We start from the raw sequence: 17,413 nt of genomic DNA on the forward strand, positions 1-17,413 counted from the left end.
TGAAGAAGTTAATAATTGCACTAATTTTGTCATTACCTTTCAGCAAACTAATACTGTGTCCAGCCCACCTTTTTCCTCCATTCGTCAAAATCGTGCTTCCTCTTGTCAAAATCTTTGGGTGGCGTTTGATTTTCTTTTTTTGCCCTTGTTCTGATTACCTCCGTTTGATCTTCCAGGCTGTTAAGCCCCACAGATTTTCTTCGCAGATTTACTTTCGTTAAATCATCATATGAATTTGGGCTTAATTCTCCATTGTCATCCCAATCAAACTGTGTACCGTAAAGCTGTGGTGCGCCTTCAAGAACGGCAATCCGGTCGGTCAGGTAAGCTAAAATTATTGGGGTTGCTTTGTTTTCGATCACTGCAATCTTTAGTAGATCTCGACATTTCTTCATGAATACAGGCTGCCCGATTGCATGCTGGATTATCAGCCATGCAGCTTCACTGGCCTGAATACCTACTTTGTCCATAGTGGGGAAGCCGATTAGATCTATTATTACATTTAACTCCCGCGCGTTGCTGTTGTGGATTCTTTCCATTTCCGAATCATAGCCATCGGAAATTTTCCCTGCCCGGATAAGCTCATCTCTTAGTTGAAGATCCCTTTTAATTAAGGCAACGATCTTCTTTGAAATACTTTTAGGATCCAATCAATGATAATCTTTAATGGTGCTGCACATTTTTACCTTAAAGCTCTGCTATCAATTCTACTTCCAGTTTTGCGTCGGCTTCATATAACCTGCTTATCTGAACCCATGAAGCGGCAGGATAATCTCCTTTGTAAAATGCTTTTCTTGCATCATTGTATTTTTTCATCGCCTCGATGTCCGTCGTGTAAAGGGTTTCTTTTACTACATTTTTAGAGGTTGCCCCAAAAGTATTCAGACACTTTTCAAGATCATTGTAAAGTCTTGTAATACCATCCGGGGTTAAATCAGCTGCTGGGATGCCCGAAATATAAAGTGTATTTCCAACTCTGACGACCTGGGCATATCCTGCGTTTTCATTTTGTTTTTTGTCATTATCCCAATGCCACTTTTCTTTTACAATACCTGTGCCTTTATTGGCAGGTTTTTGTTGCTGCACCCGGTAAACGTCTTTCTTACAACCTGCAATAGTAAATAGCGAAATAATAAGACAAAATAGCACTGCCTTTTTTCTCATTTGGTAAAATTTAAATTAGCGTAAATTTATGTTTGAAGACCCGTAAATAAAGATATAATCCGATCTTTTTGCAAATCGGGTTGTCTGAAAGTTTACCTCCGTAAACTATTATTTTTTAAATTCTTTCAAAGCCAGAAGCGCAATGTCCTGGGCAACTTTGGTTGGCGAATTACAGTCGCAATTGCTCATGCCGATCACATAGATATCCTCGCTTGGAATGTAAACGCCCATGGTCTTAAAACCAAAAATGCTACCGCCGTGCTCTCTAAGGCTTACCGAATTGATATCTCTCAAATGCCAGCCATACCCATAGGTGAACACTTCACCACTGTTTAATTTATAGGTGGTGAATGCCTTAGCCAGACTTTTAGAATTTAGCAGCAGATTCCGGCTGAGTGCATTCTGCCATTTAAGCATATCGCCCGCAGTAGACATCAATGAACCAGATGAAAAAGGAACACTGAAACTGATCCTGGTCTTATTTACATATCCGGATTCTTTCTTTTGATAGCCATAAGCACGGTTCTTAATAATGGCCCGGTCGCTTGCGTAGCAGGAATGGTCCATACCGACCTTTTCAAATATATTTTTTTGGATAAATTCCTCATAGCTCACTGCCGAAACGAGCTCTATAATATAACCCAGCACTACATAACCGGAATTATTGTATTCAAACTTTTCCCCGGGCCTAAAATCGGCGGGTTCATTTTTAAAGAAATCCACCATTTCTTTGGGTGAGAGATCTTTCTGGGATATGTCCCCGAGCGATTTCATCCTGGTAAAATCTTTAATACCCGAAGTATGTGTCAGCAAATGGTGCAGGGTAATCTTATCGCCAGAAGGGTAATCAGGTATGTACCGCGAGACCGGATCCTGGACGTGTAATTTACCTTGCTGCTCTAAAATCAGAATAGCAACAGCGGTAAACTGTTTGGTAATAGACCCTAATTGGAAGATGCTTTCAGAAGATAGATCATCACCAAGTTCGATGTTGGCTTTCCCGTAGGCCTTCTGGTAAATCTGTTTACCTGCCTTTGAAACTAAAAACACGCCCCCGGGCCCGGTACTGTCTTTGAAAACGTTTGAAAGCAGGCTGTCTATTTTTGATTCCAGGCTTTGGGCGTTGGCAGCATTTAAACTACCGTACAGCACAAGGATCAAGAGCAGCGACTGGCCTATTTGTTTTTTTAACGGCAACTTAATTGGTGATAAGGATTTGCTTACTTTTTTGAATGCTGTTTCAAGTCTCATCTGATAGATCATTTGATTGTAATAAAAATTTATTTGTCCAGTTTTTTAGTGGCCCCAAACCCCGCAAACAGCGAAGCACCGGCGGCCGTGAATATAGATGCAGGATATAAGGCGTCCTGGTCTAATAAAGTGTATGTAGCCAGTAGCAAGGCTATGAAAATACCTAAACCGATTCCGAGCAACAGGAAGGCCAGGTTCAAAAGAATAAGTCTGAAAAATTGACTGCTGTTTGGGCGGCCGTTCATAAAAATCGATGCATCGACTCCTTTCTCTATGAGCGCTAAACGTTCCTTATTACGCGTAGATAGATAAAGATAAAAAATGCCAAAAATCGATAGAAACAGGCTTATAGGTATCAGGATGCTTCCGTTCATCGCTTAATTGTTTAAATGATTGCTGTGTTTTTTGACTTGGACGACAAGTATTTCTTCCAGGTTACAAACATTGAAAATAATTTTTATGCTGATGGTTGTAACCATACTGCACGGGTTGTCGTCTGACCCTTCAAGACAAGGTGAAAATCAAGCTTTTGATGGACAGATTCAGTGATCAGCATTATATCAACCGAGTAATAGCAGGATATTCAAATGAGTTTGCTGTGCTGGTCGACCGTTATAAGAATCTGGTATTTACTTTGGCATTTAGAATGATTAAAGACCGGCAGCAAGCCGAAGAGGTCTGCCAGGATGCGTTTGTGAAAGCTTACAAGTCGCTTTATACATTCAAAGGTGACTCCAAATTTTCAACCTGGATTTACAAAATCACTTATAACACCTGTCTGGATCATTTGAAAAAATTTAAAAAGCAAAAAGGTGCCGTTTACCTCGAGGATTTAAGTGGGTATGAGCTAACAGCAATTGAAAACATCCTGGACGATATTGCGGAAGAAGAAAAAAATAGAAAAATTCAGCAGTCTCTGGATTTACTGCCCGCTCAGGACGCATTTTTACTGGTTTTGTATTATTTTGATGATCTGACCATAGAAGAAATTGCAAAGGTTATAGGGGTAAATGCAAATAACATTAAGATCAGACTCTTTAGAAGCAGAAAAAAGTTGGCTTCCATTTTAAGAGAACAGTTAGCACCAGAAATAATCGCATATTATGAAAATGGAAATAGATAGGCAATTGGAAGGTTTTGCCGACCATATCATGGAGGCTGCTGCATTGGAATCTACTTCGGTCGATTTCACCTCAAAGGTGATGTTGCAGGCATTGGCCAGTCAAAAAAGTGATGTCACATTATATAAACCCTTGATTTCAAATTCAGTGTTTGCCGGAGTTTTGGTGTGTTTCATTGCAGCGTTTATTTATCTGCCTGAAAATACCACACCGCAGAACATGTACTGGTTATCTTATCCCGATTTCAGTCCGATTTATGATCTGGCCGCTTCCTCTGTTTTTAAATTTTCGGAAATGACCACTTACACGATAGTTTTTGCGACGCTGGTATTATTTGTGCAAATCTGTATTCTTAAAAAACATTTTGACAATCAATTCGAAAAATGCAACATGCAAGCATAAAACGAATCTTCGAACGCAACAGGAGCAGCATCGGGCTATGTACATCCACAGACGTTCAAATTTAAGAGGGCGAAATTCCTATTTGAGCGAGCTATAAGGAGTATGTTTTTAAAATGTTGGAAAGTAGCAGGCTCAATAAATAAGGCAGGATCTTCACCGCTCTTAGAAGATCAAGCGTTAATTGCTCTTCTTCTTATAGGGTCATTGGCCTGAATTTTTATTTTCATTATATAATTTATCTATTACCCACTACAAAAACAGCCAATTAAAATGAAAAGTAAAACAGTTTTAATGTCCGTAATGCTTACCAGTTTGTTTTTCGCCTGCAATAAGTCCGGCAAAGCTGATACCCTTGGTGAAAAGTCCGTACCACAAGCTATTACTAACCCATCTTTGAAGGAAACGGCCAACAACTCACTTCCTGACTCGATTGACCTAAGCAAATTTCCTTTCAGTGAAAAGAAGTTGGGCGCGTTTCCATTTATTAGTCCTCCGGCAGATATAGTCCCTCTGAATAAGCCACTTACCCGCGATTTTGACAGGTTGTTTTTTCCGACTAAGGAAGGGATGATTCCATTGGAAGGGAAGGTGTATAAAGCTTTTTTAACGAGTGTCACAGGTAAAGAATGGTCGTTGCCCTATTTCGAAAAAAGTTACAAAGATCTAATCACAGCGGCAGGTGGTGTGCTGGTGTTTCAAGGGAAAGTACCACAGAAGGAACTTAACCGTATTAAAGACGAGGTTACCTATTTCGGTGAGGAGGGCTCGATTGATTATACCAACAATTTGGTGAGAGTTTACGCAATCCGTAGAAAACATGGAGAACATATCTTTGTGCAATTCTCAGGATATAGTGCAGGAGGATCCATTCAGATTCTTCAACTGCCCAACGCTGGTAAGTAATCGTCTAAGGTATGCGCCCAGCGGTGGGAGAAGTTTTTATTCCTCCCACCGCTCGGTATATTAGCAGCAACGCAGCTACGGCTGAGCTATTTTAAACACAGCTGAATTGCTACGCTAATTAGCCAGATGAACAGTCCGAACACAAAAGTTCCGACAGCGGTAAAGACTAGCGAAATGTATTTTCGAAAAGAATTCAACCGGCTCAAAAACTTGTGATAGCAGTATCTAATACCCAACCCTACCAGTAGGACTTGATAGCCAAGTTCATCATGCACCAGATCGCAATGGCAGTATCGCTTAATGGTTTGTTGACCAAAATTAAGAAATGCAAATCAGATCAAAAGGTGCTTCTTACCCTGCTTAGGGTTTCTGGTGTCACATTAAGGTAGGAGGCAATAAGTTTCAGTGGAAAGCTTTGGAGAGTCTCAGGTCTGGTACTGATCAAGTGATTGTATTTTTCGGAAGGCGATGTAACACTATCAAAATAATACATTCTCCTAAGTGCTCCTTCCAGAATTTTCCCCAATTGAAGAAAGACGGGTGAGATCGCAATAAGGGCGTGCATTGCATGAATGTTTAGTTCCAAAACGCTTGTTTCTATATTTGCTTTGATTATATTTTCTGAGGGTAGCTGCGAAATAAAACTGGAATAATTCAATGCCCATTCGCCAGAAAGGTGAAGATCGATTACGTTTTTCTCAATATCATCATAGCGGAACTGATAGGCAGATCCAGCAGTGATAAATTAGACAGACTGGCAAACCTGCCCCTTACCGAGTAATATTTCGTTTTTGATGATTTTTTTCGGTATCAAATATTTATTCAGCTTCTGAAAGTCGGATTCAGAAAAACTACCTACTTTGTCTAGGTCCGTTCTTAGCATGTGAATTGGATTACTGGCTAAAAGTGTCAAGCATTAGTCTTATCCACAAAACTACAAGATGTCCTGGGTTATTTACTTTTAAATTCACCTATATGCCATAATATTCCGGAAGGATCGTGCAAAAAACATTCGCTGCCCCAATGATCTACCTTTATTACACTTAATTTTACCTCTTTGTATTTACCCGTCAGATTTAGCGCCAATAGCTCATTGTAATAGTTTTCAATGTTTTCCACTTCCAGAAATACCATGGTATTGTCTATCCAGTCCTTCACATAAGCGTCTTGAAGATAGAATGCTAACTGATCAATTCTAAATACGGAAAGCTCAGGGGATAGCACACTTTCAATAAAACCCCAATCGCGGTAAAATGCCCTGGAAAGCATAAAGTCCTTTGCACCTAAGAATGGCCTGATAGAAGAAGCACTTTTTGTCATAACCTATGATATTTATAATGAAAGACAAAAGTAGAGAAGCATTTTTATAAACTTTCTTGATTGAAATCAAGAAACACAATTGTTGATGATTTTGCAAAAAAAATTAACCAATGTTTCATGGTAATGCTGGCAGGGCAGTATAGGTTTTGACCCCTTAAATGTAGCAATACCGATGAAAATGTATTGTACGCATTTTCCAGTAGCATCATTCTCCGGGAGATTTTGCAGCTATTGTGCAGAGGGGAACTCTTCAAGCTTGACATATCCCATTGGCGCTGCAAACAAGATCATATCTAATACTTCTTGTGAGAGCGCCATATTGCTACTGTTTGGCGTTTTCAAGTTTACGGTTTAGGTCAAACATCAATCCAGATAATTAGGCGGGTACAGTTTTTGGCCATGCTTTTCGGCAATCTGAGAAATCCTTTTTAGATCTTCTTCGGACCAAACCGGATGAGGTAAAAAGATGCCTGCTTCAACCGGGGTACCGATCTCTTTGAAAAATACATCCAGTCCGGCCGGGATCACGGTACATAAAAGGTGCGCCATTTCGTTGCTGTTATTCTTGAAACAATGCACCTCCCACCTTTGGGGATATTTACGAATGAGCCTTGTTTTGCTGCATAACCACCGGTTTCGGTTTTAAAGTCAATCTCACCAGCTACCACATAAAACATCTCCTCTATATCTGCATGTGCATGCGGACCGGGGCCACCACCCGACGGCACAAGCATGTCAATTACAGCATAAGCTCCCTGGTTTTGTTTGCCTGAAATTACAATGCGGTAGGTATCTCCCACAACCGAAAAGTGTTCACCCTGATCCTGGTTTACGGTTATAATGTTGTCTATCATAACAGGTACATTTTGTGTAATTATTAAATATGTTTAAAAACCTTTATGGTAACGGGCAAAAGTCAGTGTAAGCGTTGCACCTGGTGTATACCGCCTGTTAACATCCATGTGTGTTAAGAATGCATCTTTTTGCATCCTTCGACTTGGTACCAAATTAAAGTTGACCGGTATCAGCATAGAGTCTAAATCATCGGTTGCTGCTGTTTTCCGCTTTTTTTAAAACCTTCCCGGTGCATTACCCTTAATAGGTCTTTTTCAAGTCAATTCATTGAGAAAGATAACCTGTGGCGGTGCTTATGGTCATGCAGGCCATTATAATGTGGTCCTGTAAAAGAACCCCGTTTTTGCCACTCGTTAGTGATATGCTTTCATTTAACCGCTGCCAGATTGATTTATTTATCACAGCGCAAATGTAGATACCTTCTCAGGCTTAAAATAGCGCTCAACGACTAAAAAGTAGTCCTATCCGACAGTGTATATTTTTTAGGGGTAATACCGTAGTGCTTTTCAAAAAGCCTTGAAAAGTGGCTCAGGTTGCTAAACCCAAGCCGGTAAGCTGCTTCGGAAACGGAATAACCTGCATGTTTCAGCAAAAAGCCTGCTTGCTGCATTCTTTCGTTCTGATAATAATTATAAATGGTATCCCCGAAGATCTGCTTAAATAATTGCTTCATTTTTGTCTCGCTCATCCCGGTCATTTGGGCAAGAGCGCTCAGCTGCGGGGGCTGACTCATGTCTGCAAGGATCGCGGTCCTGATAACGTAGAGTTTATCGATGTCTGATTTATTTACCGGGCTTTGTTTTTTGGTAGTCCTGTCAAGCAACCTATCAAATAGCAGGTATATCAATTCACGCGCTTTTATGGTATAAAGCATGTCACTGAGTTTGTCTTGCTCATTTATCTCAGAGACCTGCCTGAGCACGCGCGCCACTTCAGGATGCATTTTTTCGTGATAAAAGAACAGGGTGTCGCCATGAAGAATCGTTTCCAAAGGACCGTCTGTTTTGCTACCTATGCGCAAGAGCGCAGAAAGCACCTGCCTACTGATGCCAATCACCCCAAAATAAACCTCAACATTAGCAGGGAAAATCGTCTCGGTAGCAAGCGCAGTAGCAGCGATTTGAATGGATGAACCATTGGTTTTTAAAAATTGTACCGCACTCTTCCTTTCAGCGGTAAAAGCCGTGGGTATTTCTTTACTATTGAACACAATGGATATTAGTTCACTGCTTTCCGGTGGTGATTTACGCTTTAAATGAAAATCCTCTTTCAGTCTATAGTGGTGTAGCACGAATTTAAAGCCTGGTTCCACCTCAACCATTTTGATATGACCCTTACCCATATCCGCAGGTATTTTAAGGCCATTGTTAATTACGCGGATATTGAACCTTTCACCGAAGCTTTGCACAAAATCAAAACCGGGCTGGACTGTAAATTCAAAAGTCATTCCTGAAAATATATTTTCTTTCTAAGAATTCCACCAATTGCTCGTTAAGTTATGCTTTACCCACGAGAATTTGCTTAAAGTTTTTTTCATTCTTCACTTCGCATATACATAGTAGCTCCAAGGAGCAAAGAAGATGCATAGTCAAGAGTAAGAAGACTGTTTAGAACTAACAATGAGATGGAAACCCAGATGGCATGACGAAAAAGTATTCCTGCTCAGCTATGATGTAAAAATTGGTTAAAGTGAGTGTTAGATAAATTATAAGTTATTTCGGCAGTGGCCGCCGCAAAAAGTGGACAGGTTTTGCGTGGCAAGATCTTCTGAACTAAATCCTGTGTAGTCAGATTTGCGCGTTCTCTTTCAAGATTTTATCGATGTTGAAATCTCGATAATCTAACTTTTATGAAAAGTAAATGTTCATCAATAAAGGGAGAAGATATGCTGATCAGGCTTGCAAACTGGTACAAAGTCTTTCTGAGCATATAAGGGGTTGGCTTTTATATCCCAACGTGTTGTGTTTAAAAATGTCATCATCTTTAAGCTTGCCATCCGCACAATTGGGTGCATATAAAGATGTAAGCTCCATGCAGAAACTGGAAGACTTTTCCCTGACCTTCGTGCTTTTTAACTTACAAAACGATCCTGCTGTTTCCGCCTTGATCAGCAAGGGGGAGTCAAAGAAGACAGAAACAACAGGCTGATACTTGACATCTACTCAGCTTTGATTTCCTTCGTTGAGACAGGTAAATACTTCCCGATAGAACTCAGGATGTGACTGCCAGGTCTGTCCGGTTACCATATTTCGGTCGCGGATGGCCTGTTGGGTAGAATAAGTTCCTCCTGCCATCTCAATTTCTGTTCGTACGTGTTCGTAAGCGGTTAAATTGCGATTGTTTGCCAATCCGGCTGTCACAAGAATCTGGATACCGTGGCAGATAGCCAAGACCCATTTACCCTTCCTGTCAAACTCACGGACCACTTCCAAAAGTGCGGCATGGTTGCGCAGGTATTCCGGAGCGCGGCCACCAAGAAGCAAAATAGCATCATAATCGTCAACTACCACCTGCTCAATTGTCAAGTCTGAGTTAAGGCAATAGCCAGGACGCTCCACATATGTATCCCAACCGGCTTCGAAATCGTGCATCACCAAGTGAAGTCGGCGTTTGCTAGGAGCGGCAATAACGGCAGTATCGCCTTCTTCCTGAAAGCGGTGAACGGCATAAAGGGTTTCATAACTTTCACCACCATCTCCGGTGATGATCAAGATTTTACGATTCATTGTATAAAGGTTTGGACAAGGAATGTATATTGAGCCATTTTTCTGGCTAATCAGTTAAAAGCCAAATCATACGAGTTCTACCGGTTATGGTTGATTTAATCTTCTTTTTAATGATATTTACCAATAAGGGTTAGAAGGTTGTCGAACGGTCAATTGGCTGTCTTGCGCTTGTAAAGTTAAAGGATGGCAACCATTACTGAATTGTATGTTAAGCACTTATGATAGTATTGAACGCCCGTATTTGTATTCTTTGAAACCATTTTCTTGGATAACCATAAAAATAAGTTTAATATTTTTATGTAATTGATATTTACGCTGGGACTGTATTTCTTACACCATCAAACCATGAAATATTCTATTTTTATTATTATCTTTTTTTCGGGTAACGTATTTGCCAACCAGTTGACATTGTCCTGATAGGTGTTTCCCATAATTATAGCAAATATCCTCAGCAGGATCTTTCAGCTATTTATGATAAAATCAGAAAATTTAATCCGACTGCTTTTTTTGGAGAGTTTTTAAGTAAGGAAGATGAACGACTTGTCATGGATTATTGGTGTAAACAGGACAATATTCGACGGGTCGAAATACTAAGAAAAAATCGATATATAGCAGTGGATCTGCTTCCCAGGACCGTTGATAGTTTAGTACACTTATCATTGCAAAAGCCAAATGATTATCATATAAAAGCTGATTTGGCACATGCCTATTATCTTAACCAGGATGTTTCAAATGGTCATTACCAATTTTGGAAAGTTTTTAGCCAACTTCAGCAGGCACCTGATACATTGCTTGAAAACTACGTCAATAAATTACTTAGCCCACATCTTGATACAACGGGACGAAGTATGAAAAGGCTAAAAACCTCAGAATATGCGCTTATTGCATTTCCAATGATGCTGGAAATGAAAATCAAGGAATTACTTCCGATGGATTGCCAGGATTACGATTAGAATTGGACAGCATCCTCAACTGCCTTTTATCACAAATTTAAAAAATTCAAAGAAGACTCAGTTGCATCTTATACTAATGAGCTAAAGATACTACTCAATAGAAGAGATAAAGGATTTGTAAAAAACGCAGGTATCGAAAAAAAATCGAAAAACGTTACTGAATGGTTCAATACTGAGGAAGCCTCTGCGATCTTTGCCTCGGGGGACTTTTATTTTCCGGAAATGTACAGTTTAAAAAACTTTCCTAAACAGGAAATGCTTTCACAAATTCATTGGTGGCTAATGAGAAATAAAGTAATGTGCGACAATGTTGTAAAGCGGTCCAGGGCATTGGGTTTGAAAAGAGTCGTTGTTCTTGCCGGTGCCAATCACCGAAAGTATATGCAGGATATATTTAAAACAATGCCTAATGTAAAGGTTAGAAACATTAATGAAGTTAGGTAACTGTTTCTTTGATAGCTAAATGCCAAAAGGTATGTTTAAATTGACAATACTTTAAAATGCACAATTGTATAGACAACTGGCGGCATGCCTTACGCTTGCTTGCCGCGTATAAGTTACTGTTTTTGTAATTTTCCTTAATAAAGAATAATTAATTCTCTTTCGTAGGATTACAAGGTTTGTATTTACATTTCGCTATCCAAGCCGTTGACTTATACCACAGTATTCAAGCAAAAGGGGCGTAGATTCAAAACTAATGATTCGTATTTATTGACAGACATGTTAAATTGTTAAGATCATTTGGTTTGATAAGCCTGCCGAGCCCTGATTTTAACACGAAACCAGTTTTATCCATAAGTCAAATTACATTTGATGATCAAACTTAAATAGAAATGATCCGATGATCATCAAACAGACCCGTGAGGTGGGTGTTTCGGTATTCATCGGTTGTTGATTTATCCCTGCACCTTTAATTGTTCCCGTTTTGTCTCTTGTGGGTTTGAACAAATGTTTTATCGAATTTGGGGTTTTCGTAATGCTGCCTGAAGGCATACTTTTTTCTCGAACAATCCTGAATCAATCAGTAGACAATATGGCCAAATTGGAAGTCTGGGCAAATATGCCCGTCAAAGATGTTGAAAGGACCCGTGATTTTTTCAAACAATTGGGTTTTAAAGTAAATGGCTCTGATGAAAGCCTGGAAATAGCTAGCTTTATTTTCAGCGATGACCATTTTGTTATCCACTTTTTCAGACAAGACATTTTCGAACAATCCGCAAAAAGTGCGGTTTTTGAAACATACAAGGGTTCAGAGATTATGTTTACTATCGGTGCTGAGAGTCAGGCGGCTGTTGACAGTTTTAAGCAGAAAGTCATACAAGCTGGCGGTAAAGTAGTTACCGAGCCAATGAATATACCCGAGGGTTATAATTTTGTTTTTGCTGACCCGGACGCTCATCTGTGGAACGTATTTTATCATAACCCGCAATAGGGTCCTTTTATGCGAAATGCGAAGAATCGTCATTTAAATAACTGTATTGATCGATGACTAAACTCATTAAAATTCAAGAGGTATGTCAAGTCAGGAAGAAATAGAGAAACTGGTCCGTCAACAGGAACGGGCTGTTCAGCTAAAAGATATCGATGGGGCAATGGCTCAGTACCGGGAGGATGTGGTTTCTTTTGATGTAGTTAACACATTGGACAAAGTGGGCGTCTTGGCCTGCCGCGAACGTTTGGCAAGCTGGCTTTCGCAGTTTCCGGCAGAATTTTCTTACAGTGTAGAACAACCCACTATCGTGGCTAGCGAATACATTGCCTTTTGTTATTCCTTCAACCATGTTAAAGGAGTGCTGGCCGGTGGTGATGAAATTGATATGCGCTGGCGATCACTCTTTGTTTTCAAAAAGTGCATGATCAATGGATGATTACCCACGAACATAGCTCAGTGCCATTTGATCCTGAAACGGGTAAGGCGTTAATAAACCTGGAAAAGTAGATTCTAGAAAAGACAATCATGATTGGCATCATCGGAAACCGGCAAGAAAACACAGCAGTCTACAAAGGTTTACCATAACTTCATGCCCTATATCAGCGTCCTCGGTGATATTAAATCGTACTTTAACATATTTGACCTGAAAATTATAGAATAGTTCTGAACGGTTTTAAGAAATATTTTGCACAGGCGGGTTCATTCAAATTGTCGTTAGAATATTCTTTTTTACAGTAGCTGATTAACAACTGTCAAAGTTCTTGATAACCTAAGTCATGGGCGTTTAACTATCTAAATTGTAAATAGATATATTGTACTGGCTGTATTGGCCTGCCAAGAATTGTGAAGGTGCTTTTTTTGAGATAAAGTTGGATACCTTTTTCACGGATTTGGATAATCGCCGCCTTAAAATGCTTCCTAAATTTGTGCTTTAAACTTTTATTATGATAGCAGCAAAAGGATATGCGGCCCAAACGGCAGAAAGTCCACTGGCGCCCTGGCAATTTGAAAGACGCGATATAGGCGCACATGATGTACAAATTGAAATTTTGTACTGCGGAGTTTGTCATACTGACATCCACCTGATTCGCAACGAATGGTTTCCCGGTATCTTTCGGATGGTTCCCGGTCACGAGATTGTCGGGCGAATCACCGCAGTTGGCGCTCATGCCAGAAAGTTTGTCATAGGCGATTTGGGCGGGGTAGGTGTAATCGTGGATTCATGCCGCGAATGCCAGGATTGTAAAAATGGTCAGGAGCAGTTTTGCTCAGTGGCCCCGGTTCAAACCTACAACAACCTGGGCCATGACGGTTTGCCTGTATACGGGGGATATTCGAACACGATCGTTGCCAACCAGGACTTTGTGCATCACATTTCGCAAAAGCTGGACCTGGCAGGTGTGGCGCCGTTGCTTTGTGCTGGGATCACGACCTACTCGCCGCTGAAAAGATGGAATGTTGGCAAGGGTAATAAGCTGGCTGTTGTCGGTTTAGGCGGATTGGGGCATATGGCTGTTAAATTTGGTAATGCTTTTGGGGCAGAGGTAACAGTGCTGAGTACTTCTCCGGGCAAGCAGCAAGCTGCAAAACAGCTCGGCGCGTCCCATTTTATTATCTCAAGGGATGAGGAACAAATGAAGGCGGCTTTTAAAACCTTCGATTTTGTGCTGGATACCGTTTCGGGGAGCAGCGATGTCAATCCTTATCTTGCCATACTTAAAACCAATGGGATTTATGTAAATGTAGGCATGCCGGCCAAGCCCTGGGAGGTGAGCTCCTTCTCATTGGCGACTGGCAATAAGGTGATTGCTGGTTCTGGCGCTGGCGGTCTGCCGGAAACGCAGCAAATGCTGGATTTTTGTGCGGAACACGGAATTGTCTCTGACATTGAACTGATTGACATCAAAGATATCCATACTGCTTTTGACCGTATGCAGAAGGGCGATGTCAGATACCGGTTTGTCATTGATATGAAAACTTTGTAAATTTAGTAAGTGAACAAGCCATACCTTATCAATTCCATATCCGAGCAGCACCGACTGCTCGGATTGGCCAAGCCCAAACATCCGCTGATTAGCGTTTTCCGCCACGAAGATGCTGCTTTCGACGTTTTGACCGAACTGCAGCATTTTACCTTAAATTTCTACTGCATTTCCATAAAAAAGGATTATGATGGCAAGTTGAAATACGGGCACCGGCATTACGACTTTGATGAAGGAATGATGGCCTTCATCTCCCCCAATCAGCTGCTGATGAAGCTAAGCCCCGGCACAAAGCCGCCGGGTGGCATTACATTAATGTTTCATCCAGATTTTATAGCCAATACGCCACTAGCAGCCAGGATCAGAAACTTCCATTTTTTCTCGTACGAGCTCGATGAAGCCCTGCATTTGTCTGAGCAGGAAGAAGCGATAATTGAAGGCATATTCTCCGGCATAGAAAGTGAATACCAAAGCGGAATCGATAATTTCAGCCAGGAAGTGATGATTGCCCAGATTGAGCTCTTGCTCCAATACAGCAGCCGGTTTTATGCCCGTCAATTCATTACCCGCAAAGTGGCCAACGATGAGATACTGACCCGCCTGGAAAATGTCCTTGACCAATACTGGAGTCTTCAAAAAGGATTGCCAACGGTCCGACAAATCGCCGAAGAGTTAAACTTGTCCGCTGACTATCTTAGCGATATGCTCCGTATTACTTCGGGTCAGACCGCCCAACAGCATATACAGGCCAAAGTGATTGAAAGGGCAAAGCAGTTGTTGACTACTACCGACTTACAGATCAGTGAGATCGCTTATCAGATGGGTTTTGAGTATCCCCAGTCTTTTCACAAACTTTTCAAGAACAAGACAAAAATGTCTCCAATGGAATACCGGTCTAGCTTCCATTAACAATATATGTACGCTACCTGTAAATTGCCGCATACATATGAGGTGATACTGATCCAATAATATTACTCATTTTCTGGCACTCGAACATATTCAAGATTTCTAATTTTGCTTGTCCCATTTTGGTCTTCACAGAACCTTTCTGTATAATGAATATCATCTAGAATTTGCAAGACTTTTTATCTTCTAATCTTGGAGCTTGGCCTTAATTCACTTTTCTACTTGAAACAGACGCTTAAAAAGGGATCGATCACATATCCGGAAAATTGTCTGGATCAACCAGGCTTCCAAAGAAAGTTCTTTCATTTTTCCAAACAAGGATAATGCCTAGGTGATAAAGACATTTATAGCTGACGGTGCAAACGCAATTAACCTGATTACCGCCAATGCAGCAAGTGAAATCGCTCCCATCTGCACGCTGCCGGTAGATAGCTGGGCTGTACTTGCAATGAAGCTTGGGCCAAATTTAATAATCAATAATTCCATCTTGCTTTTGCATTTGTAAAATCTTTAACCTTATTTTGTCTATAAGTTTAGTAGATTAATGAACGGCTTTGAACCACCCGTAAGCTGGAATCTAATTTTCAACAGAACATTCCAATTTTAAGGAGTCAGATGATTTTAGAGAAGACTTGGTTCAAATATTCCCTTATTCTGGGTTCACTGCTTGCTTCAACAGGTAATGCCCCGGTCATTGCCCGAAAAAGCGTGCGTCCAAATATCCTTCTGATCATGACCGACGATCAGGGTTACGGCGATTTAGGCTTTACAGGCAATCCTTATGTGAAAACACCAAATATCGACAAGCTGGCAGCCCGCTCAACTAGGCTGACCAATTACCACAATTCTCCCGTATGTGCGCCAACCCGGGCGAGCCTGCTTACAGGGCGTTATCACCAGCGGACAGGCGTACACGATACCTACAATGGAGGTGCTATCATGGCGGCAGAAGAAATTACGCTTGCAGAAATCCTGGGAAGCAATGGTTACAAAACCGGTATTGTAGGCAAGTGGCATTTGGGTGATAATTATCCGTTCAGAGCGCTGGACCAGGGCTTTCAGTACAGCCTGGTGCATGGCGGCGGCGGGGTAGGGCAGCCGGGCGATCTGATCGAGAATTTCGTGCGACCAGATAGTAGCTATTTTAATACGGTTTTGACAGAAAATGGCCGGAAGCTGGAAAGCAAAGGTTATTGCACTGACGTTTTCACTGATTATGCATTGAAGTTTTTGAAAGAAAACAAATCTTCGCCCTTCTTTCTGTATGTCTCATACAATGCGCCGCACACACCTTTGCAGCTTCCAAAAAAGTACGGGGACATGTACCGCGACCTGAAATTTGATCAGGATTTTGACAAACAAAAAGATCATGCGTGGGCGAAAATGACTGATGCCGATAAAGAAGCCGCCCGGAAAGTGTACGGTATGGCGACCAGTATCGACGATAATGTAGGCAGGATCCTTCGGGAACTGAAAGATCAGAAACTGGAAGAAAATACCATTGTGATCTTCCTGACCGATAACGGGAATCAACAATTACGCTTCAATACCGGCTTTCGTGGATTAAAAGGTACGGCTTATGAAGGCGGAACAAGAGTTCCATTTCTGGTATCAGGGGCAGGTCTTTTTCAGCCTGATAAAGACGTAAATGCATTGCTGGCCCATGTGGACCTGCTGCCGACGCTATTGGAAGCCACTAAGATCGGTTTGCCCAAAAACATCAAAACGGACGGAGAATCTGCGTTGGGCATTTTGCAAGGGAAGTCCGGGCCTACTGACCGAATTCTCTACAACTCCTGGAACCGTGGCTGGCCGGAACCTTACCGGAATGCGGCTTTTTACAAAGGAAAATACAAACTGACGGCAGTCGACGCAGAGGAGAGCAACGAAAATTCATTTGGACTTTTCGATTTAGATGAAGATCCATTTGAAAAAACCAATCTTGTCCAAACCAGTCCGCAAATAGCAAAAGAGCTCAAGAAAGGTCTGGACAGCGTATTTGCAGACATTGCTGCGAGCCCGAATCTGAGTGCGCGAAAGATCATCGTCGGCTCTCCCAAAGAGCCGGTTTCGATATTGACGCGTCAGGATCTGGGCGGGACATCGCTTACGAACTGGCTTGCGGATAAGGCGACAGGTTACTGGAACATCTCGGTGGCTGTGGATGGGTTTTATAACTTCAAAGCAATCCATATCAAATCCTTGCAGCCAGGGACACGCGCAGTTCTCAGGATTGGAAATACGCAGAAAAGTATTGTATCAAAGGAAGAAAAGGCTTTCATCAACCTTGAAAAAGTATTTGTCAGAAAGGGAGATTACCTGGTTGAATCGTGGTTTGAAGGATTTAACGGTGTTACCGGGCCCTACTATCTTGAGGTGAAAAGGAATGAGTAAAGGA

General features: G+C 41.3%; 22 protein-coding genes. 12 read left to right on the plus strand and 10 right to left on the minus strand.

The genetic code is table 11. The annotated features are described in order from the left end of the window. Positions 1-47 precede the first annotated feature (47 nt). The 4 genes from LXL81_RS05765 to LXL81_RS05780 form a co-directional block, all read right to left on the minus strand. A complete protein-coding gene (locus LXL81_RS05765; RefSeq protein ID WP_234645759.1) occupies positions 48-650 on the minus strand; it encodes a DUF6624 domain-containing protein in 603 nt (200 codons plus the stop codon). A gap of 37 nt (positions 651-687) precedes the next feature. Next, positions 688-1,164, minus strand: a complete 477-nt coding sequence (locus LXL81_RS05770) for a RidA family protein (protein ID WP_234645760.1) — start codon at positions 1,162-1,164, stop codon at positions 688-690. A gap of 108 nt (positions 1,165-1,272) precedes the next feature. Further along, positions 1,273-2,415: a serine hydrolase gene (locus tag LXL81_RS05775; protein ID WP_234645761.1), complete on the minus strand. Its 1,143-nt coding sequence runs from the start codon at positions 2,413-2,415 to the stop codon at positions 1,273-1,275. A 29-nt stretch (positions 2,416-2,444) separates the two neighbouring features. Continuing rightward, a complete protein-coding gene (locus LXL81_RS05780) occupies positions 2,445-2,789 on the minus strand; it encodes a DUF6249 domain-containing protein (RefSeq protein ID WP_234645762.1) in 345 nt (114 codons plus the stop codon). 158 nt (positions 2,790-2,947) lie between these two features. Here LXL81_RS05780 and LXL81_RS05785 point away from each other — a divergent pair, with 158 nt between their 5' ends. The 3 genes from LXL81_RS05785 (at position 2,948) to LXL81_RS05795 (ending at position 4,841) form a co-directional block, all read left to right on the plus strand. Further along, on the plus strand, positions 2,948-3,538 hold the full coding sequence (locus LXL81_RS05785) for an RNA polymerase sigma factor (RefSeq protein ID WP_234645763.1): 591 nt from the start codon (positions 2,948-2,950) through the stop codon (positions 3,536-3,538). Next, positions 3,519-3,938: a hypothetical protein gene (locus LXL81_RS05790; protein ID WP_234645764.1), complete on the plus strand. Its 420-nt coding sequence runs from the start codon at positions 3,519-3,521 to the stop codon at positions 3,936-3,938. The genes LXL81_RS05785 and LXL81_RS05790 overlap by 20 nt, the downstream gene beginning before the upstream one ends. 270 nt (positions 3,939-4,208) lie before the next feature. Next, positions 4,209-4,841 carry a hypothetical protein gene (locus LXL81_RS05795; RefSeq protein WP_234645765.1) on the plus strand — a complete coding sequence of 211 codons (633 nt, stop codon included), beginning with the start codon at positions 4,209-4,211 and terminating at the stop codon, positions 4,839-4,841. A gap of 337 nt (positions 4,842-5,178) precedes the next feature. Here the strand turns inward: LXL81_RS05795 and LXL81_RS05800 are convergent, their stop codons facing one another. The 5 genes from LXL81_RS05800 to LXL81_RS05820 form a co-directional block, all read right to left on the minus strand. Next, entirely contained in the window at positions 5,179-5,406 is a 228-nt protein-coding gene (locus LXL81_RS05800) for a hypothetical protein (RefSeq protein ID WP_234645766.1), read from the minus strand. Between the two features lie 386 nt (positions 5,407-5,792). Further along, positions 5,793-6,161, minus strand: a complete 369-nt coding sequence (locus tag LXL81_RS05805) for a glyoxalase (RefSeq protein WP_234645767.1) — start codon at positions 6,159-6,161, stop codon at positions 5,793-5,795. A gap of 363 nt (positions 6,162-6,524) precedes the next feature. Then, the gene (locus LXL81_RS05810; protein WP_234645768.1) at positions 6,525-6,710 is read right to left on the minus strand and encodes a hypothetical protein; all 186 of its coding nucleotides are present in this window, start codon (positions 6,708-6,710) and stop codon (positions 6,525-6,527) included. After that, positions 6,686-7,015 carry a cupin domain-containing protein gene (locus tag LXL81_RS05815; protein WP_234645769.1) on the minus strand — a complete coding sequence of 110 codons (330 nt, stop codon included), beginning with the start codon at positions 7,013-7,015 and terminating at the stop codon, positions 6,686-6,688. Before LXL81_RS05815 ends, LXL81_RS05810 begins: the two co-directional genes overlap by 25 nt. 449 nt (positions 7,016-7,464) lie before the next feature. Further along, positions 7,465-8,463 (minus strand): AraC family transcriptional regulator, encoded by a 999-nt coding sequence (locus LXL81_RS05820; protein WP_234645770.1) that lies wholly within the window; start codon positions 8,461-8,463, stop codon positions 7,465-7,467. Between the two features lie 524 nt (positions 8,464-8,987). Here LXL81_RS05820 and LXL81_RS05825 point away from each other — a divergent pair. Beyond that, positions 8,988-9,164, plus strand: a complete 177-nt coding sequence (locus LXL81_RS05825) for a hypothetical protein (RefSeq protein WP_234645771.1) — start codon at positions 8,988-8,990, stop codon at positions 9,162-9,164. Positions 9,165-9,178: 14 nt separating this feature from the next. Here the strand turns inward: LXL81_RS05825 and LXL81_RS05830 are convergent, their stop codons facing one another. Beyond that, positions 9,179-9,742, minus strand: a complete 564-nt coding sequence (locus LXL81_RS05830; RefSeq protein ID WP_234645772.1) for a DJ-1/PfpI family protein — start codon at positions 9,740-9,742, stop codon at positions 9,179-9,181. 545 nt (positions 9,743-10,287) lie between these two features. On the opposite strand from LXL81_RS05830, the gene LXL81_RS05835 reads away from it, so the two are divergent. From LXL81_RS05835 to LXL81_RS05870, 8 genes are all read left to right on the plus strand, one after another. Further along, a complete protein-coding gene (locus LXL81_RS05835; protein ID WP_234645773.1) occupies positions 10,288-10,695 on the plus strand; it encodes a hypothetical protein in 408 nt (135 codons plus the stop codon). A 132-nt stretch (positions 10,696-10,827) separates the two neighbouring features. Next, positions 10,828-11,139, plus strand: a complete 312-nt coding sequence (locus LXL81_RS05840; protein ID WP_310589554.1) for a DUF5694 domain-containing protein — start codon at positions 10,828-10,830, stop codon at positions 11,137-11,139. 589 nt (positions 11,140-11,728) lie between these two features. Beyond that, a complete protein-coding gene (locus tag LXL81_RS05845; RefSeq protein WP_234645774.1) occupies positions 11,729-12,127 on the plus strand; it encodes a VOC family protein in 399 nt (132 codons plus the stop codon). 82 nt (positions 12,128-12,209) lie between these two features. Then, complete coding sequence (locus LXL81_RS05850) at positions 12,210-12,563, plus strand: hypothetical protein (protein WP_234645775.1); 354 nt, start codon at positions 12,210-12,212, stop codon at positions 12,561-12,563. A gap of 508 nt (positions 12,564-13,071) precedes the next feature. Beyond that, positions 13,072-14,112, plus strand: coding sequence for an NAD(P)-dependent alcohol dehydrogenase (locus tag LXL81_RS05855; RefSeq protein WP_234645776.1), 1,041 nt, complete (start codon positions 13,072-13,074; stop codon positions 14,110-14,112). A gap of 9 nt (positions 14,113-14,121) precedes the next feature. Continuing rightward, a complete protein-coding gene (locus tag LXL81_RS05860; RefSeq protein WP_234645777.1) occupies positions 14,122-15,018 on the plus strand; it encodes an AraC family transcriptional regulator in 897 nt (298 codons plus the stop codon). A gap of 328 nt (positions 15,019-15,346) precedes the next feature. Beyond that, complete coding sequence (locus LXL81_RS05865) at positions 15,347-15,520, plus strand: hypothetical protein (RefSeq protein ID WP_234645778.1); 174 nt, start codon at positions 15,347-15,349, stop codon at positions 15,518-15,520. 110 nt (positions 15,521-15,630) lie between these two features. Next, positions 15,631-17,409, plus strand: a complete 1,779-nt coding sequence (locus tag LXL81_RS05870) for an arylsulfatase (protein WP_234645779.1) — start codon at positions 15,631-15,633, stop codon at positions 17,407-17,409. Positions 17,410-17,413 lie beyond the last annotated feature (4 nt).

It is taken from the genome of Dyadobacter sp. CY356 (assembly GCF_021440195.1).
Taxonomy (GTDB): Bacteria; Bacteroidota; Bacteroidia; order Cytophagales; family Spirosomataceae; genus Dyadobacter.

Excerpts from the sequence above, each read along its gene's own strand:
- LXL81_RS05770 (WP_234645760.1), bottom strand. The coding sequence starts at position 1,164 with ATGAGAAAAAAGGCAGTGCTATTTTGTCTTATTATTTCGCTATTTACT.
- LXL81_RS05775 (WP_234645761.1), bottom strand. The coding sequence starts at position 2,415 with ATGAGACTTGAAACAGCATTCAAAAAAGTAAGCAAATCCTTATCACCA.
- LXL81_RS05780 (WP_234645762.1), bottom strand. The coding sequence starts at position 2,789 with ATGAACGGAAGCATCCTGATACCTATAAGCCTGTTTCTATCGATTTTT.
- LXL81_RS05785 (WP_234645763.1), top strand. The coding sequence starts at position 2,948 with ATGGACAGATTCAGTGATCAGCATTATATCAACCGAGTAATAGCAGGA.
- LXL81_RS05790 (WP_234645764.1), top strand. The coding sequence starts at position 3,519 with ATGAAAATGGAAATAGATAGGCAATTGGAAGGTTTTGCCGACCATATC.
- LXL81_RS05795 (WP_234645765.1), top strand. The coding sequence starts at position 4,209 with ATGAAAAGTAAAACAGTTTTAATGTCCGTAATGCTTACCAGTTTGTTT.
- LXL81_RS05800 (WP_234645766.1), bottom strand. The coding sequence starts at position 5,406 with ATGCACGCCCTTATTGCGATCTCACCCGTCTTTCTTCAATTGGGGAAA.
- LXL81_RS05805 (WP_234645767.1), bottom strand. The coding sequence starts at position 6,161 with ATGACAAAAAGTGCTTCTTCTATCAGGCCATTCTTAGGTGCAAAGGAC.
- LXL81_RS05810 (WP_234645768.1), bottom strand. The coding sequence starts at position 6,710 with ATGGCGCACCTTTTATGTACCGTGATCCCGGCCGGACTGGATGTATTT.
- LXL81_RS05815 (WP_234645769.1), bottom strand. The coding sequence starts at position 7,015 with ATGATAGACAACATTATAACCGTAAACCAGGATCAGGGTGAACACTTT.
- LXL81_RS05820 (WP_234645770.1), bottom strand. The coding sequence starts at position 8,463 with ATGACTTTTGAATTTACAGTCCAGCCCGGTTTTGATTTTGTGCAAAGC.
- LXL81_RS05825 (WP_234645771.1), top strand. The coding sequence starts at position 8,988 with ATGTCATCATCTTTAAGCTTGCCATCCGCACAATTGGGTGCATATAAA.
- LXL81_RS05830 (WP_234645772.1), bottom strand. The coding sequence starts at position 9,742 with ATGAATCGTAAAATCTTGATCATCACCGGAGATGGTGGTGAAAGTTAT.
- LXL81_RS05835 (WP_234645773.1), top strand. The coding sequence starts at position 10,288 with ATGGATTATTGGTGTAAACAGGACAATATTCGACGGGTCGAAATACTA.
- LXL81_RS05845 (WP_234645774.1), top strand. The coding sequence starts at position 11,729 with ATGGCCAAATTGGAAGTCTGGGCAAATATGCCCGTCAAAGATGTTGAA.
- LXL81_RS05850 (WP_234645775.1), top strand. The coding sequence starts at position 12,210 with ATGTCAAGTCAGGAAGAAATAGAGAAACTGGTCCGTCAACAGGAACGG.
- LXL81_RS05855 (WP_234645776.1), top strand. The coding sequence starts at position 13,072 with ATGATAGCAGCAAAAGGATATGCGGCCCAAACGGCAGAAAGTCCACTG.
- LXL81_RS05870 (WP_234645779.1), top strand. The coding sequence starts at position 15,631 with ATGATTTTAGAGAAGACTTGGTTCAAATATTCCCTTATTCTGGGTTCA.